The 15,642-nt window shown below is 55.7% G+C and carries 12 protein-coding genes and 1 tRNA gene; 6 read left to right on the top strand and 7 right to left on the bottom strand.

What is annotated here, in order from left to right:
• Window positions 1-177 precede the first annotated feature (177 nt).
• From AC6I8B_RS12545 to katG, 4 genes are all read left to right on the top strand, one after another.
• The gene (locus AC6I8B_RS12545) at window positions 178-1,200 is read left to right on the top strand and encodes an LLM class flavin-dependent oxidoreductase (protein ID WP_010247994.1); all 1,023 of its coding nucleotides are present in this window, start codon (window positions 178-180) and stop codon (window positions 1,198-1,200) included.
• A gap of 424 nt (window positions 1,201-1,624) precedes the next feature.
• Complete coding sequence (locus AC6I8B_RS12540; RefSeq protein WP_157352546.1) at window positions 1,625-2,722, top strand: efflux RND transporter periplasmic adaptor subunit; 1,098 nt, start codon at window positions 1,625-1,627, stop codon at window positions 2,720-2,722.
• A complete protein-coding gene (locus AC6I8B_RS12535; protein WP_157352541.1) occupies window positions 2,719-5,814 on the top strand; it encodes an efflux RND transporter permease subunit in 3,096 nt (1,031 codons plus the stop codon). Before AC6I8B_RS12540 ends, AC6I8B_RS12535 begins: the two co-directional genes overlap by 4 nt.
• A gap of 187 nt (window positions 5,815-6,001) precedes the next feature.
• A complete protein-coding gene (gene katG / locus AC6I8B_RS12530; RefSeq protein WP_033772171.1) occupies window positions 6,002-8,221 on the top strand; it encodes a catalase/peroxidase HPI in 2,220 nt (739 codons plus the stop codon).
• A gap of 125 nt (window positions 8,222-8,346) precedes the next feature.
• Here the strand turns inward: katG and AC6I8B_RS12525 are convergent, their stop codons facing one another.
• The 4 genes from AC6I8B_RS12525 to AC6I8B_RS12510 form a co-directional block, all read right to left on the bottom strand.
• Window positions 8,347-9,369, bottom strand: coding sequence for a type II toxin-antitoxin system HipA family toxin (locus AC6I8B_RS12525; protein ID WP_157352538.1), 1,023 nt, complete (start codon window positions 9,367-9,369; stop codon window positions 8,347-8,349).
• Window positions 9,366-9,677: a HipA N-terminal domain-containing protein gene (locus AC6I8B_RS12520; RefSeq protein WP_124890102.1), complete on the bottom strand. Its 312-nt coding sequence runs from the start codon at window positions 9,675-9,677 to the stop codon at window positions 9,366-9,368. The genes AC6I8B_RS12525 and AC6I8B_RS12520 overlap by 4 nt, the downstream gene beginning before the upstream one ends.
• Window positions 9,662-10,006 carry a helix-turn-helix domain-containing protein gene (locus tag AC6I8B_RS12515; RefSeq protein WP_157352535.1) on the bottom strand — a complete coding sequence of 115 codons (345 nt, stop codon included), beginning with the start codon at window positions 10,004-10,006 and terminating at the stop codon, window positions 9,662-9,664. Before AC6I8B_RS12515 ends, AC6I8B_RS12520 begins: the two co-directional genes overlap by 16 nt.
• A gap of 368 nt (window positions 10,007-10,374) precedes the next feature.
• A tRNA-Asn gene (locus tag AC6I8B_RS12510) sits at window positions 10,375-10,450 on the bottom strand.
• Window positions 10,451-10,783: 333 nt separating this feature from the next.
• Here AC6I8B_RS12510 and AC6I8B_RS12505 point away from each other — a divergent pair.
• Window positions 10,784-11,923 carry a Gfo/Idh/MocA family protein gene (locus AC6I8B_RS12505; protein WP_157352532.1) on the top strand — a complete coding sequence of 380 codons (1,140 nt, stop codon included), beginning with the start codon at window positions 10,784-10,786 and terminating at the stop codon, window positions 11,921-11,923.
• 71 nt (window positions 11,924-11,994) lie between these two features.
• On the opposite strand, the gene AC6I8B_RS12500 is transcribed toward AC6I8B_RS12505, so the two are convergent.
• The 3 genes from AC6I8B_RS12500 to AC6I8B_RS12490 all read right to left on the bottom strand — a co-directional run bounded on the left by AC6I8B_RS12500 (window position 11,995) and on the right by AC6I8B_RS12490 (window position 14,936).
• A complete protein-coding gene (locus AC6I8B_RS12500) occupies window positions 11,995-12,825 on the bottom strand; it encodes a glycosyltransferase family 8 protein (protein ID WP_157352529.1) in 831 nt (276 codons plus the stop codon).
• 12 nt (window positions 12,826-12,837) lie between these two features.
• The gene (locus AC6I8B_RS12495) at window positions 12,838-14,220 is read right to left on the bottom strand and encodes a D-arabinono-1,4-lactone oxidase (protein ID WP_332837846.1); all 1,383 of its coding nucleotides are present in this window, start codon (window positions 14,218-14,220) and stop codon (window positions 12,838-12,840) included.
• 83 nt (window positions 14,221-14,303) lie between these two features.
• A complete protein-coding gene (locus tag AC6I8B_RS12490; protein ID WP_010247970.1) occupies window positions 14,304-14,936 on the bottom strand; it encodes a TetR/AcrR family transcriptional regulator in 633 nt (210 codons plus the stop codon).
• A 151-nt stretch (window positions 14,937-15,087) separates the two neighbouring features.
• Here AC6I8B_RS12490 and AC6I8B_RS12485 point away from each other — a divergent pair, with 151 nt between their 5' ends.
• On the top strand, window positions 15,088-15,627 hold the full coding sequence (locus AC6I8B_RS12485) for a DUF2058 domain-containing protein (protein WP_010247968.1): 540 nt from the start codon (window positions 15,088-15,090) through the stop codon (window positions 15,625-15,627).
• Window positions 15,628-15,642 lie beyond the last annotated feature (15 nt).

Below are 15,642 nucleotides of genomic sequence, written 5' to 3'. Positions count from 1 at the left end.
ACAGTGAAAGAAAGGGCGGGCAAAGGCAAAGTGGATAATCTGCTTAGCTATGTCGAAATTCCTGAATATGGCGCTGAAAGATATTGACTATCAGTGGCGGCTCCGGGGGCGTAACCTTTCTCTATCAGAAATCGCCTTGCATCCACGGGCGTTTACCGCCTGTCAGGAGAAATACAGATGAAAAATATTGGCTTCTTATCCTTTGGTCACTGGACGCCTTCGTCTCAGTCCGCCACCCGTACCGCGCAGGATGTGTTACTGCAATCGATCGACTTAGCGGTCGCCGCCGAAGAGCTGGGCGCAGATGGCGCTTACTTCCGCGTCCATCATTTTGCCCGCCAGCTCAGCTCGCCGTTTCCGCTGCTGGCTGCCGTTGCAGCGCGCACCAAAACGATTGAGATCGGCACCGGTGTCATCGACATGCGCTACGAAAACCCGCTCTACATGGTGGAAGACGCCAGCGCGGCAGACCTGATCTCCAATGGTCGTCTGCAACTGGGTCTGAGCCGCGGTTCACCTGAGCAGGTAATCGATGGCTGGCGTTACTTCGGCTTTGAACCGAAAGCGGGAGAAAGCGATGCGGATATGGGCCGTCGTCACACCGAAGAGTTTCTGGAGGTGCTGCGCGGCGAAGGTTTTGCTAAGCCCAATCCACAGCCCATGTTCCCCAATCCGCCAGGCCTGCTGCGTCCTGAGCCGCTCTCTGAAGGCCTGCGCGACCGCATCTGGTGGGGATCCGGCTCCAACGCCACCGCAGAATGGGCGGCAAAAATGGGCATGAACCTGCAAAGTTCAACCCTGAAAGATGATGAAACCGGCGAGCCGTTCCACATTCAGCAGGCAAAACAGATCCGCGCCTACCGTGAGGCCTGGAAAGCGGCGGGGCATCAGCATGCGCCACGCGTCTCGGTCAGTCGCAGCATCTTTGCGCTGGTGAATGATATGGACCGCGCGTACTTTGGCCGCAGCGGTAACGACCAGGATTCCGTGGGCTTTCTCGATGAGAAAACCCGCGCTATCTTTGGCCGCAGCTATGCCGCAGAGCCAGAGGCGTTAATTAAGCAGCTTGCGCAGGATGAGGCGATTGCCGAAGCCGACACCCTGCTGCTCACCGTGCCTAACCAGCTTGGTGTCGCCTACAACGCCCATGTGATTGAGGCGATCCTGAAGTATGTCGCCCCGGAACTCGGCTGGCGTTAAGTGACAGAGCGCCCTGAAGAGCAGGGCGCTGTGAGATCCACCGCAGGCGCAGATGACATAGCGCCTGCGGTGATTCTGCTGTAAACGCGCGTCATCACTCCCCGTTTTTTCTGCTTTATCCTCTCTGAACTTCTCTCTGGCGAGCCATTCCAGGCCCTGGCAGAGCCTTTTCGTCACTCTGTTTCTAATGTCCGGAATATGCAGGTTTTGTGACTTATGATTTATTTCGTCACTTGTTGCTGAATGGGATGTTTCCTCTGCTCAGGGTAGGCCTGAACCCTTCATCAACGCATTTCCCTGGTTTAACGTGTTTTCATAACCTGTATGAACGGACAATGCCTTTACGCAATTTGTGACTATTGACAGTATTGGTCACATGATAAGAGAATGGCGGCACTCTCCTGCTTACTGTTGAAGGTAATCTATGCTCAGGTTCAATCCTGCCATTCTGGTTGTTTGTCTGCTGCCACTGGCGCTGGCGGGTTGCCGGGATAATTCACCCAAAGACGATCCGCGCACGCAGCCGCCGCTGGTCAGGGTCACAAAGGTCATCAGCGCCACCGATGGCAGCCGTGTGTTTAGTGGCGTCGTGGTTGCCCGGGTTCAGAGCGACCTCGGCTTTCGGGTCTCAGGAAAAATCCTCGAACGGCTGGTGGATAGCGGCCAGCGGGTGAAGCGCGGTCAGCCGCTGATGCGGCTCGACCCGGCAGATCTCCGGCTGCAGGCCCAGGCTCAGCAGCAGGCCGTTGCCGCCGCGCAGGCACGCGTCAGACAGGCCAGCGCCGATCAGGCGCGTTACCGCACTCTGGTGGCAACCGGGGCAGTTTCTGCGTCGGCATACGACCAGATTCGGGCCGCTGCGGCCACCGCTCAGGCTGAGCTGAAAGCCGCCCAGGCGCAGGCCAGCGTGGCAGGTAACGCCAGCGGATATGCGCTGCTCCTGGCTGATGACGATGGCGTGGTGATGGCAACGCTGGCGGAGCCGGGTCAGGTTGTGAGTGCCGGTGAGGCTGTCATCAGACTGGCCAGAGCCGGACAGCGCGAGGCAAGTGTTCAGTTGCCAGAGACCCTGCGCCCGGCAGTGGGAAGTGAGGCAAAGGCAACGCTGTATGGTGCGGGCAGTGCGCCGGTTTCTGCCCGGCTGCGCCAACTGGCTGATGTGGCCGATCCGATGACGCGCACCTTTGAGGCGAGATATGTGCTGGAGGGCGCACTGGCCAGCGCACCGCTGGGAGCCACCGTCACAATCACGCTGCCGAATAAACCGTTGCAACCGCTGCTGCAGGTTCCGCTGGCGGCGATCTACGATGCCGGTAAAGGGCCAGGCGTCTGGGATATTACCGGCCAGCCCGCTACCGTTGCCTGGCGGCCGGTGACGGTGGTGTCGATAAGTGACGAGGCGGCCACCGTCACGGGTCAGCTTAATGCTGGCGATCAGATAGTGGCGCTGGGCGCGCATCTGTTGCAGCAGGGGGAGCGCGTGCGCCCCGATGACGCTGCCGTTGCCGGGAGCCAGCCATGAGCCAGGGACGCTTTAATCTGTCAGCGCTGGCCGTGCGCGAGCGCGCTATTACGCTGTTTCTGATCATCCTGATTACCGTGGCGGGCGTCTTGTCCTTTTTCGAACTGGGACGGGCAGAAGATCCACCGTTCACCGTAAAACAGATGACGATTATCTCCGCCTGGCCGGGTGCGACGGCTCAGGAGATGCAGGATCAGGTGGCCGAGCCGCTGGAAAAGCGTCTGCAGGAGCTGAGGTGGTATGACCGTAGCGAGACGTACACGCGCCCCGGTCTGGCTTTCACTATGTTATCCCTGCAGGACAAAACGCCGCCTTCCCAGGTTCAGGAGGAGTTTTACCAGGCGCGTAAGAAGCTGGGTGATGAGAGCAGAAATCTGCCTGCCGGGGTCATCGGGCCGATGATCAACGACGAGTTCTCCGACGTGACCTTTGCACTGCTGGCGCTGAAGGCAAAAGGGGAGCCGCAGCGCCTGCTGGTTCGTGAAGCGGAATCACTGCGTCAGCGACTGCTGCATCTGCCTGGCGTGAAAAAGGTCAATATCATCGGTGAGCAGAGTGAACGCATCTATGTGTCGTTTTCACACGATCGACTGGCGACACTCGGCATCACCCCGCAGGCAATTTTTGCTGCGCTGAACGATCAGAATGTCCTGACGCCAGCGGGATCGATTGATACGCAGGGGCCACAGGTCTTTATCCGCCTGGATGGCGCGTTCGATAGACTGGAAAAAATCCGTGAGACGCCGATTGTGGCGCAGGGGAGAAGCCTGAAGCTGGCGGACGTGGCTACGGTGACCCGGGGTTACGAAGATCCCGCCACCTTTATGGTGCGCAATCAGGGCGAACCGGCGCTGCTGCTGGGTATCGTAATGCGTGAAGGCTGGAACGGTCTGGAACTCGGCAAGGCACTGGCGGCTGAAACCGCCCGCATTAACCAGGCGATGCCGCTGGGGCTCTCACTGACTCAGGTCACCGATCAGTCCGTCAATATCCGCTCGGCGGTTGATGAATTTATGGTTAAGTTCGTCGTGGCGTTGCTGGTGGTGATGGTGGTCTGCTTTGTCAGCATGGGCTGGCGTGTCGGGGTAGTGGTCGCGGCTGCGGTGCCGCTCACCCTGGCGGTGGTGTTTGTGGTGATGGAGGCTTCCGGCAAAAACTTTGACCGCATCACGCTGGGTTCGCTGATTCTGGCGCTGGGCCTGCTGGTGGACGACGCCATTATCGCCATTGAGATGATGGTAGTGAAAATGGAAGAGGGCTACGACCGCATTAAGGCTTCTGCCTATGCCTGGAGTCATACGGCGGCACCAATGCTGGCAGGCACCCTGGTTACGGCCGTCGGGTTTATGCCCAATGGGTTTGCGCAGTCCACGGCGGGCGAGTACACCAGCAATATGTTCTGGATAGTCGGCATCGCGTTGATCGCCTCCTGGATCGTCGCGGTGGTGTTCACCCCTTATCTCGGCGTAAAGCTGCTGCCAGCCATCAAAACGGTAGAAGGCGGTCACACAGCGATCTACAACACCCGCCACTACAACCGCTTTCGCCGCCTGCTGACCCGCGTGATTGCCCGTAAAGGCTGGGTGGCAGGCGTGGTGATTGCCCTGTTTATCGCCGCTGTGCTCGGTATGGCGCTGGTGAAAAAACAGTTTTTCCCGACCTCAGACCGGCCTGAAGTGCTGGTTGAAGTTCAGCTCCCCTACGGCAGCGCCATAGAACAGACCCGCGCAGCGGCTGAAAAGGTTGAGACATGGCTTAAACAGCAGCAGCAGGCAAAAATCGTCACCACCTATATTGGTCAGGGGCCACCGCGTTTTTATCTGGCGATGGCACCGGAACTGCCCGATCCGGCCTTTGCTAAGCTGGTGGTACTGACCGACAGTCAGGACGCGCGTGAGGCACTGAAAACGCAGCTGCGCGCCGCCATTGCCAGCGGTCTGGTGCCTGAAGCGCAGGTTCGTGTAACGCAGCTGGTGTTTGGCCCATACTCCCCTTATCCGGTGGCGTGGCGGGTGATGGGGCCTGATCCGGCCCATCTGCGCGCGATTGCCGATCGGGTGGAAGCGGTCCTGCGGGCCAGCCCGATGATGAGGACGGTGAATACCGACTGGGGCGCCCCCGTGCCGACGCTGCATTTCTCACTGGATCAGAACCGGCTGCAGGCTGTGGGGCTGACATCCAGTGACGTCGCCCGGCAATTACAGTTTCTGCTGTCGGGCGTGCCTGTCACTACCGTGCGGGAAGATATCCGCTCGGTCCAGGTGGTGGGGCGTGCGGCCGGAGAAGCCCGCCTCGATCCGGCTAAAATCGCCGACTTCACGCTGGTGGGCACCGCGGGTCAGCGTATCCCCTTATCGCAGATTGGTGATGTGCAGGTGAAAATGGAAGATCCCGTGCTGCGGCGGCGCGACCGCACGCCGACCATCACCGTTCGGGGTGATATCGCCGATTCCCTGGAGCCGCCTGACGTCTCGACGGCGCTGAACAAAGCCTTGCAACCGATCATCGCGACGCTGCCCGCGGGCTACCGCATTGAACTGGCCGGTTCAATAGAGGAGTCCGGTAAAGCGACCCAGGCGATGGCCCCGCTGTTCCCGATCATGATTGCGATCACTCTGCTGATCATCATTCTGCAGGTGCGTTCTCTGTCGGCGATGATCATGGTCTTTCTGACTGCGCCTCTCGGGCTGATTGGCGTCGTGCCGACGCTGCTGCTGTTCAGTCAGCCTTTTGGTATCAATGCACTGGTCGGGCTGATTGCCCTGTCGGGCATACTGATGCGTAACACGCTGATTCTGATAGGGCAGATCCACCACAATGAACAGGAGGGTCTGGCACCCTTTGATGCAGTGGTCGAAGCGACAGTGCAGCGTGCCCGTCCGGTGCTGCTGACGGCAATGGCGGCGATTCTGGCGTTTATTCCACTGACCCACTCGGTGTTCTGGGGAACGCTGGCCTATACCCTGATTGGTGGGACGCTGGGCGGCACCCTGATCACGCTGGTTTTCCTGCCCGCAATGTACGCTATCTGGTTCCGCATCCGCCTGCCGGGCAGCAAAACGGCAGTTGTGAAACCGGCGCTGTCGGAATAGTCTCAGGGTGACGGTTGCCGCTTCGCTGCTCTCTGCAGCCTGGCAGTAACCGTCAATTCATTGTTTTAAGCTTTTGAAGAAGGTGTATAAAAAGGTAAAAGCTATCAAACAGATAGGATGAGACAGGTGTGCGATCCTGAAAATCCTCTATAGAGTAGCGATGAAAATACAAAAAAGAGGTGTGACCATGAGCAATTCCATTGATGAAGATGCAAAAGATGCAAAGCCTATTGTCGAAGCCGATCGCGAAGCGCCCGAGGGCAAATGTCCTTTTCATGCCGGTAAGCCTTCTCAGGAAAATCAGGCGCCGGGAGGCGGAACAACCAACCGCGACTGGTGGCCTAATCAACTCCGGGTTGACCTGCTGAACCAGCACTCATCCCGTTCGAACCCGCTTGATGAATCCTTCGATTACCGTAAAGAATTTGCCAAATTAGATTACTCAGCGCTGAAAGCTGACATCAAAGGGTTGCTCACCGAGTCACAAGCCTGGTGGCCCGCTGACTGGGGCAGCTACATCGGCCTGTTTATTCGTATGGCCTGGCACAGCGCCGGAACCTATCGCTCCGTGGACGGACGCGGTGGTTCAGGTCGTGGTCAGCAACGCTTCGCACCCCTAAACTCCTGGCCAGACAACGTCAGTCTGGATAAAGCGCGCCGCTTACTGTGGCCGGTTAAACAGAAATATGGTCAGAAGATCTCCTGGGCCGACCTCTACATTCTGGCGGGCAACGTCGCGCTGGAAAACTCCGGATTCCGTACCTTCGGCTTTGGTGCCGGACGTGAAGATGTCTGGGAACCGGATATGGATGTGAACTGGGGTGAAGAAGCCGCCTGGCTGGAACACCGTCACCCGGAATCCCTGGCGCAGTCGCCACTGGGCGCTACCGAAATGGGTCTGATCTACGTGAACCCGGAAGGTCCGGAACACAGCGGCGATCCTGCCTCTGCGGCCCCGGCTATTCGCGCCACTTTCGGCAACATGGGCATGAACGACGAAGAGATCGTGGCATTGATTGCTGGTGGACATACGCTGGGTAAAACCCACGGTGCCGCACCGGCCAGCCACGTCGGTGTCGATCCGGAAACTGCACCGATTGAGGCGCAGGGCCTGGGCTGGGTCAACAGCCACGGCACGGGCGTTGGCGCAGATGCGATTACCTCCGGTCTGGAAGTAATATGGTCTCAGACGCCAACCCAGTGGAGTAACTACTTCTTCGAGAACCTGTTCAAATATGAGTGGGTTCAGACGCGCAGCCCGGCCGGTGCCATCCAGTTCGTGGCAGCTGATGCCCCGGATATTATCCCGGATGCGTTTGACGCCGCGAAGAAACACAAGCCGACCATGCTGGTGACCGATCTGACGCTGCGATTTGACCCGGAGTTTGAAAAGATTTCGCGTCGTTTCCACAACGATCCGCAGGCGTTCAACGAAGCCTTTGCCCGTGCCTGGTTTAAACTGACTCACCGTGATATGGGGCCAAAAGCGCGCTACATCGGACCTGAAGTCCCGCAGGAAGATCTGATCTGGCAGGATCCGCTGCCTGCACCGGTTTATCATCCAACCGTGGCGGATATCGCGCAGCTGAAAGAGAAAATCGCTGCAACCGGCCTCAGCGTCAGCGAGTTGGTTTCGGTTGCCTGGGCCTCGGCATCAACCTTCCGTGGCGGCGACAAACGTGGTGGTGCCAACGGTGCCCGCCTGGCGTTGCTGCCGCAGCGTGAGTGGGACGTCAATGCCGTCGCGGCACGCGTGCTGCCGACGCTGGAAGCGGTGCAGCGTGAAGCGCACAAGGCTTCACTGGCAGATGTGATTGTGCTGGCGGGTGTGGTCGGCGTTGAGCAGGCGGCGAAAGCAGCTGGCGTTGAAATTGACGTGCCATTTACTCCGGGCCGTGTTGATGCGCGTCAGGATCAGACTGATATCGAGTCATTCGATCTGCTGAAACCGCGTGCAGATGGTTTCCGTAACTACGGTACTGGCTTCGGCAAAACCACCACCGAAAATCTGCTGATCGATAAAGCGCAGCAGCTGACCCTGACCGTGCCGGAGTTAACGGTGCTGGTTGGTGGGATGCGTGCGCTGGGTGCTAACTTTGATGGCAGCCAGCACGGCATCTTCACGCACCACACAGGGACGCTGAACACAGACTTCTTCGTGAATCTGCTGGATATGCGCACCGAGTGGAAAGCCGCTGATTCGACCAATGAGAAATTCATTGGACGGGATCGCGTCACTGGCGAAACCCGTTTCACCGCCACGCGCGCCGATCTGGTGTTTGGCTCCAATGCGGTGTTACGCGCCTCGGCGGAAGTCTACGCCAGCAGCGACGCCCGTGAAAAATTCGTTAAAGACTTTGTTGCCGCCTGGACCAAAGTGATGAATCTGGATCGGTTTGAACTCTGATTGCTGTTGACGTTGTAAAACCTGAAACCCGCTGATATTAGCGGGTTTTTTTATGAGAGCAGGTGAGTTATTCGACCGCTTAACTATCCTTTTACAACCCAGGCACAACAGGTTAATGGCATCATTTAAATTTCGGTCACTGCCAGTAACGTGATTCTTCGGGCCACGTAGTCAAGTACGGCTTCCCGCTGCGATTCAGGCATATGACTTTCATTATAAGTATCGATAATAAGCTGATGATAACTCACCACCTCGGAAAGCCATTTTCGTGCCAGTGTCGGATTAATATCCATACCCTGGGCAAGCAGGATAAAGTCTGCACCCAGATATTCTCCGTACTCTGAATTGATCCCCGGTGCGTTTCCTGCATCATTTTCTTCACGTTCCAGCAGGGGCAAAGATAAATACTCTCCAAACGCTGCAGGGTAGGGCACAACGCTGATAAAGTCATAAACCGGGGCCAGCCAGGGTGAACCCTGCGGAGGCAGGATAATCCCGATATTGCGCAGATGAAAATCATTGTTTCCCAGCACATAGGCATACACGATGCGCAAAAAGAGGTCACGTTTACTCCTTAAACTGCTGTTCACTCTGGTATTCAGGAATTTAGCGGCTTTCTCGTAACTGATGGCCTTATGATTATCAATCCTGCCATATTTATCGCCGAGACCCATCGCGCCATCCAGCTGTTCCTGATGTAATCTCGCGTTATCTGACGCTGTCCGGTCATACCTTTTAATGACAAACGCCAGTTCTTCTGGCCGATTTTCATCGTGTCTGAATGGCATCAGCCCGAACGGGGGGACGTCAAATTTCAGACGCTGCATGACGCACATAGTGGCATGCTCGTTTTCTGCCAGGTGTGGGTATTCTTCCGGAGAGGGTTTCAGGATATAGGTGCCATCATTGCTGACGACCACCAGTTCTCCCTTTGCCAGGCGAAGCGACAGTTTGGGTTGATAGCCTGAAATGCTCATGCCTTTCTGACGTTCAGGGAGTTCCTGAATAAACTGACTGCGCGTAAACGGCAGGCTAAGAGCCACATTCAGACTACCCAGCAGATGCCGGATGCCTTTTGTTGAGTAGCCAGTTTTTAGCTCAGATTCTTTAAGCCGTTTTAATGTGATCAGGCAGCGTTCTGAATTCATGATGTTATCTCTTTAAAGACGACTGCCCCAAGCAAATCGTTGCCATTTTCCATCAGTAAGCCGAACAGATCTTTATCATCAATTTTTTGAATTTCAGAATAGCGTTTTCGCAACCAGCCTTCCGGCGCTAAACCTTTAAAGAAGGGATGTAGCTCTTCACTTAAATAGGGCTCAGGTCTTACCGGCATGCTGAGAGATATCGCACAGCCGACATAAGTAGGCAGGTAGCAGAAAGTATAACCGTTATGCCCTTCACTCAGCGTCCCTGCCAGCGTGTTGTAAAGCCACACCTCTATTTTTCGAGCCATACTTTTATACCCAGTTCTTTAAGTAAGGCGTGAAGATTTATTGCCTTTGCAGAAGATGGTCTGGCAATCAGTCGTTTAAATGTTGAGAGTGATACACCAATCTGAATCGCCATCTCTTCATAGGTGATGTTTTGTCGTTTGAGTTCATTGGCCAGTAGTTGTGGCAGTGTCGGAAACGTCAGATCTCTCAGCTCCGATCGGGTGTCCGGTTTGTCCGCATTTATTGCTTCTGTTGTGGCTTCTCTACTCAAAGCGAACCCCGCCAATACCTTTTGCCGATCTGACTCAGAAAGGCTTAGCAGCGAAGATTTAATCTCATCAAGGTTCATTTTTGACCTTTTCTGCAATTTCAGTACGTTTTTGAAACGATATGGTCCGACTATAGTACTAAAAGGGTCATTTTTGAACCTATTAACGGCAGCATCTTCTCAGCTTACAGCCAGAGTGTGAAATATGCGGATGAAAGGTCATTTATGACACTTTAAGCCACTGTTAATGCATTTGTTAAAGAGAGCATGAGATGTAGGGGTCAGAAATGAACCTTTAAGTGAGGGCGGAACCGAATGTCTAAGTATCAGGCACTAACGAAAAGAACGGGGAATTTGAAGAGGAAACAGACTGAGTAAGACGCAGAAATTTTATAAGAAGTATAAAATGCAAAAAGCCCGCTTAGTTTCCTAAGCAGGCTTTTCAAATTTGGCTCCTCTGACTGGACTCGAACCAGTGACATACGGATTAACAGTCCGCCGTTCTACCGACTGAACTACAGAGGAATCGTTTGAACGGGGCGCATAGTAACGGCCACGCCGGGCCATGTCAAAGCTCTTTTTCATAAATTAGCGCGGCTGCTGAAATAGTCGCCACTATGGCGTTTTAAGCACTGAAAGAGCGGCCTGTGCAGCTGACTCATCCGGCAAAACGGCACGTGTAAAACTGAGGTTTTTATGAGGTGTTATGGCGCTGTATAGCCCTTGTCAGGCGGCCAGGCGCGTGATTTAACCGGATAGTTTTTTACGGGCGTCACAAAGTGTGGATTCTGGCTTTGTCAGCAATAAAAACGAAACGTAGATTCCATTTCAACCCTGAACTGAATCTCTGGAGTTGAAATGAACAAAGTCAGAATCGGCATGATTGGCAGCGGCTATATCGGACGCTGCCACGCGATTGCTTATGCGCAGGCCCCCACCGTATTTGCACTAAAAGGCGAAATCGTGCGGGAGATGCTGGCTGAAGTGAACCCCGAGCTGGCCGCCCGTCAGGCGGCGACCTTTGGTTTCGCGCGCTCGACGGGTGACTGGCGCGCGCTGGTCAGCGACCCGGCGATTGATGTCGTGGATATCTGCGCCCCCAACTTCCTGCATAAAGAGATGGCGCTGGAGGCGATACGCCACGGCAAACACGTCTATTCAGAAAAGCCGCTGTCGTTAAGCGTGGCGGATGCGCAGGAGATGGTGGCGGCAGCCGATGCGGCAGGGGTTAAAACGCTGGTAGGCTTCAACTATATGAAAAACCCCACCAGCCAGCTGGCGAAAGAGATCATTGCCAATGGTGAGATAGGCGACGTGGTGCATTTCTACGGCACCCATAACGAGGATTATCTCGCCAGACCGGAAACGCCGCTCGACTGGCACTGTCAGAAAGCGCTGGCAGGCCTCGGTGCGCTTGGCGATCTGGCGGCGCATATCGTTAATATGGCGCACTACCTGGTTGGTGACATTGCTGAGGTCAGCGGCGACATGATGACGGTGATCGCCTCCCGGCCCGACCCGAAAGAGCCTGCGCGGCAGTTACCGGTCGAAAACGAAGATCAGGCCAGCGCGCTGCTTCGCTTCCATAACGGTGCGCACGGCGTGATTGAAACCTCACGCATCGCCTGTGGTGCAAAGATGGGACTGACTTACGTTGTCACCGGCACCAAAGGCACACTGCGCTACACCCAGGAGCGCATGGCGGAGCTGGAGCTTTATCTGCATGACGAACCGGCCGGGCGTCAGGGATTTAAAACTATCCTGACCGGACCAGCACACCCTGATTACGCGAACTTCTGCGTTTCTGCCGGGCACGGCATCGGTTTTAACGATCAGAAAACGGTGGAGATTCGCGACCTGATCAACGGCATCGCAGCGGGCGACCGCATGTGGCCCGATTTTGCTGAGGGATTGCAGGTTCAGAAGGTGCTGGAAGCGATTGCTCACTCAGCAGTGCAACGCCGCTGGATTGAGGTAAAGGCAGAATCAGAGGGATAGAGGGTATTGCCGATGTGTTGATTAACACTGGCGGGCAGGGCGGGAAACGTTGGCTTCCCGCCCACAGCCAATCAGATCAGACCGCTTTTTTCCCACCACAATTTATCCAGCGCATAAAAGCGATCGCGCTGACTCTCGGGCTGGCTGAGATCGCGTTTCCACGGTTTTGCCAGAATATAGTGCAGGTTCTTCACCTCATCATCGTGCCAGAGACCGCTATGCTGAAACGGCAGCGTTTTCAAGGCATTGTAGATGTAAGAGAGCGGCTTCCAGCGATCGGCAAACACTTCGTTCAGCAGATCCTGCTCGGAGAAGGGATAGTTACTGAGATCATCAATGGCGGCAATACGCTTTTCCAGTGCGTCGAACATCGCATTATCGGGCTTCAACACCAGAAAACCGCCGTTCAGGTAAAGATCCACACTCTCTGGCGCCTTCTCTCCGCGCGCCTGCCAGGTATAGTGGCACTGCTCAGGCTGCCACTCTGCCGGATAAGAGGCAATCTGGTTGGGATTACAGCGGCAGGCGTGACAGGCGGCGAGCGGGTTATCGCCCAGATCCAGGGTAAACAGCTCATCCATGTTTTGAAGGACCAGCATATCGGCATCCAGAAACACGACGCGCTCATAATCGGTTAGCTGCCAGGCGCGCAGCTTGGTCCAGACTTCGCCGAACTGCGCCGATGCGTAGTGCTGATCCAGATCGTCGCGCGGATAGAGGGGCTCGACCGGTTTAATGACACAGCCCTCATCCTGCAAAATCTGACAGTCAGACGCTGAAATCGCCGGCGTGGTCATCACCACCAGCGGCCACTGGCTGTGGCTCTGTTGCAGCGAACGGTGCAGCGCTTTCACGCCCACCAGATAATCGGGTTGAGTTAACAGCGTTACCCAGGCAAACATAACTTTCCTCAATCAGTCAAAAAGTGGCGTGATGTAGTCGTTACCCAGTCGGCCATTTGGGTCGAGCTGGCTGCGCAGGGCGCGGAAGGCGTCCCACTGCGGATAGATCTCACGCCAGTTGTAACGTTCTTCATCGTAATATTTGCCCCAGTGCGGGCGTCCGCCCTCTTCGGCCAGCAGTTTTTCCACTTCCGTCAGGAAGTGCAGGCCTTCCTGTGACAGCGAACCATCGTCGGCGTAATAGACCACGAAGCCGAAAAAGCAGGTTGGCTGGTCAGCGGCCGGACTGAGCCAGGCCGATGATGCACCGGTGCAGCGCAGGATAATCGGGTAGTGCATATGCGGGCGGTTCCCGGCATACCACTGCTTAATGCGGCGAATGATGGCCGGGGTTTTTGCCAGCGGCACGCCGATTTCCACATTGATCTGCGGCACCGCAATGCCGCGGCAGAAGAGCTGGTAAATATCACCGGTAACATCGGTGAAATCACGAAAACGGGTGACGGTGCGAAACTGTTTTCCCCCTTTGCCCTCAATCTGCGTATCGCGGTGCATATGCGCCAGCGTCTGGTCGATGGTGTCGTTGAGGCTTTCGTCAACTTCGCCGTCATGTTCCACCACCTGACGACCCTGCGCTTCGTAGCGCTGACGCTCTTCATCACTCGCCTCATGGGCGTTCCAGACGTGCATCAGGTTGTCATCGACAAACCACCAGGCTTTGCTCAGCGGATAGTCGTTGTTCCAGCACAGCAGATCCTCTTCAAGGGTATCGGCGGAGACGGCATTTTTGTGGCAGGTGAAGATGCTAAACGGCTGGGTACGCAGGGTTACCGCGGTAACAATGCCTAATGCGCCCAGTGAGACCTGCGCTGCCGGGAAATCAGCTTCGCCACGAACAAATTCGCGCACGCTGCCATCAGCCAGCACCATTCTGATTGCCAGCGCTTCGTCGGCAATCGAACTCTGCTGCAATCCCTGGCCGTGCGTTCCGGTCGCCATCGCGCCCGCCAGCGTCTGAATGGCAATCACGCCTGGTGATGAAGCCAGCATGCGGTTCATTTCGGTCAGGCTGCGATAGACCTGCTCAAGCGGGGTCGCGCCACCAAAGGTCACGCTCTGTTCATCACTGGCAAGCTGGCCGCTCAGGGCGCTGAGATCGAGCAGCACATCGTCATCACTGACATGCAGCATACGACCAGGCGACAGCTTGCTGCCGATCACCCGAATCTGGCCGTGTGACTCCCGGATAAGTCTCTGTAATTCCGCTTCACTGGCGGGACGCTGAACCTGGTGACGGCTGCCGATTTGCGCGTTCTGCGCCCAGTTCCACAGCGCATCATCATCGGGTTCAACATGGGTCTGACGAAGCGGATAGAGGCGTGCATCTCTGCTCACAACAGCATTCCTTATTATTGCATTTTAGTGACAAGTATCAGTAAGCGTAGACTATGGCTAAGCGCAGCCCGGCCTGCGGGCAATTATTTGCGGATATAGCGTAACGTTGCGGTTACAGCCAGCTGACGATTGCGGCGGATACTCTCTGCTTCGCTGTTGTCCGGGCTGAAAAGGGCGTTGAAGGTGTAGCGGTTTGAGACGTGATGAACGCAGATACTGCTGATCAGGCGATGGACATCGATGGTCTGCACATCGGCAGTGAACACGCCCTGTTGCTGACCGCGTGCCAGGATGTCATCCAGCAGATCCAGCGCGCTGCGGTTAAGGGCTTTAATCTGCGGCGACTGGGTGATGTAGCGCCCGCGCAACAGGTTCTCACTGCAGACCAGCCGGATAAAATCGGGATGCTCGACATGGTAATCAAAACTGGCTTCCACCAGGCGGGTCATGGCCAGTTCCGGCTCCATCGCCGCCAGGTTCAGGCCGGTTTCATGCTGACGTATCTGCTGATAAACCTGCTCCAGCACGTGGATATAAAGCTGCTCTTTACTGCCAAAGTGATAGACCACCATGCGTTTAGTGGTTTGCGCATGCTCAGCAATCTGCTCCAGCCTGGCACCCTGCATACCAAACTCCGCGAAGGTTTTCAGTGCGCCTGCGATAATGCGTTTTTTCAGCCCTTCAGGGTCATTTTTACGTTTTGTTAGCTCTGACATGGTGCTCAATAAGGTGATTTTGACCGGGGAATGTTAGCACAGTGTTGAGAGGCTGCCCGCAATCGCGGGCGCGGCAGATGCGGCAACCTGGTACAGCCCGGACGATTACAGGTATAATCCCGGACATTATTTCACAGGTTCAGAGACGACAATGACAAAACTCACCTTGCAAGAGCAGATGCTGAAAGCGGGATTAGTATCCAGCAAAAAAATGGACAAGGTTCAGCGGACAGCGAAGAAATCCAGGGTTCAGGCACGTGAAGCCAGAGCGGCGGTGGAAGATAACAAAAAAGCGCAGCTTGAGCGGGATAAGCAGCTGAACGAGCAGCAGAAGCTGGCTGTGCTGTCTAAAGAGTACAAAGCGCAGGTCAAACAGCTGATCGAAATGAACAAAATTGACGTGGCAAGAGGCAACATCAGCTTCAACTTCACCGACAATAACCTGATCAAAAAGATTATGGTGGATAAGCTGACGCAGACTCAGCTGATCAATGGGCGTCTCGCCATTGCCCGCCTGGCGGCTGACAATAATGGCGAGAGCCAGTACGCCATCATCCCGGCCAGCGTAGCGGATAAAATTGCGCAGCGTGATGCCAGTGCCATCGTATTAAACAGTGCATTAAGTGAAGAAGCACAGGACGAAGATGATCCTTATGCTGATTTCAAAGTGCCCGATGATTTGATGTGGTAACAGCGCGCTGACGCA

It is taken from the genome of Pantoea sp. X-Soil-ISGK-285 (assembly GCF_059730815.1).
The sequence above is the reverse complement of the archived record's forward strand: the minus strand, read 5'-3'. Positions and strand labels throughout refer to the sequence as shown.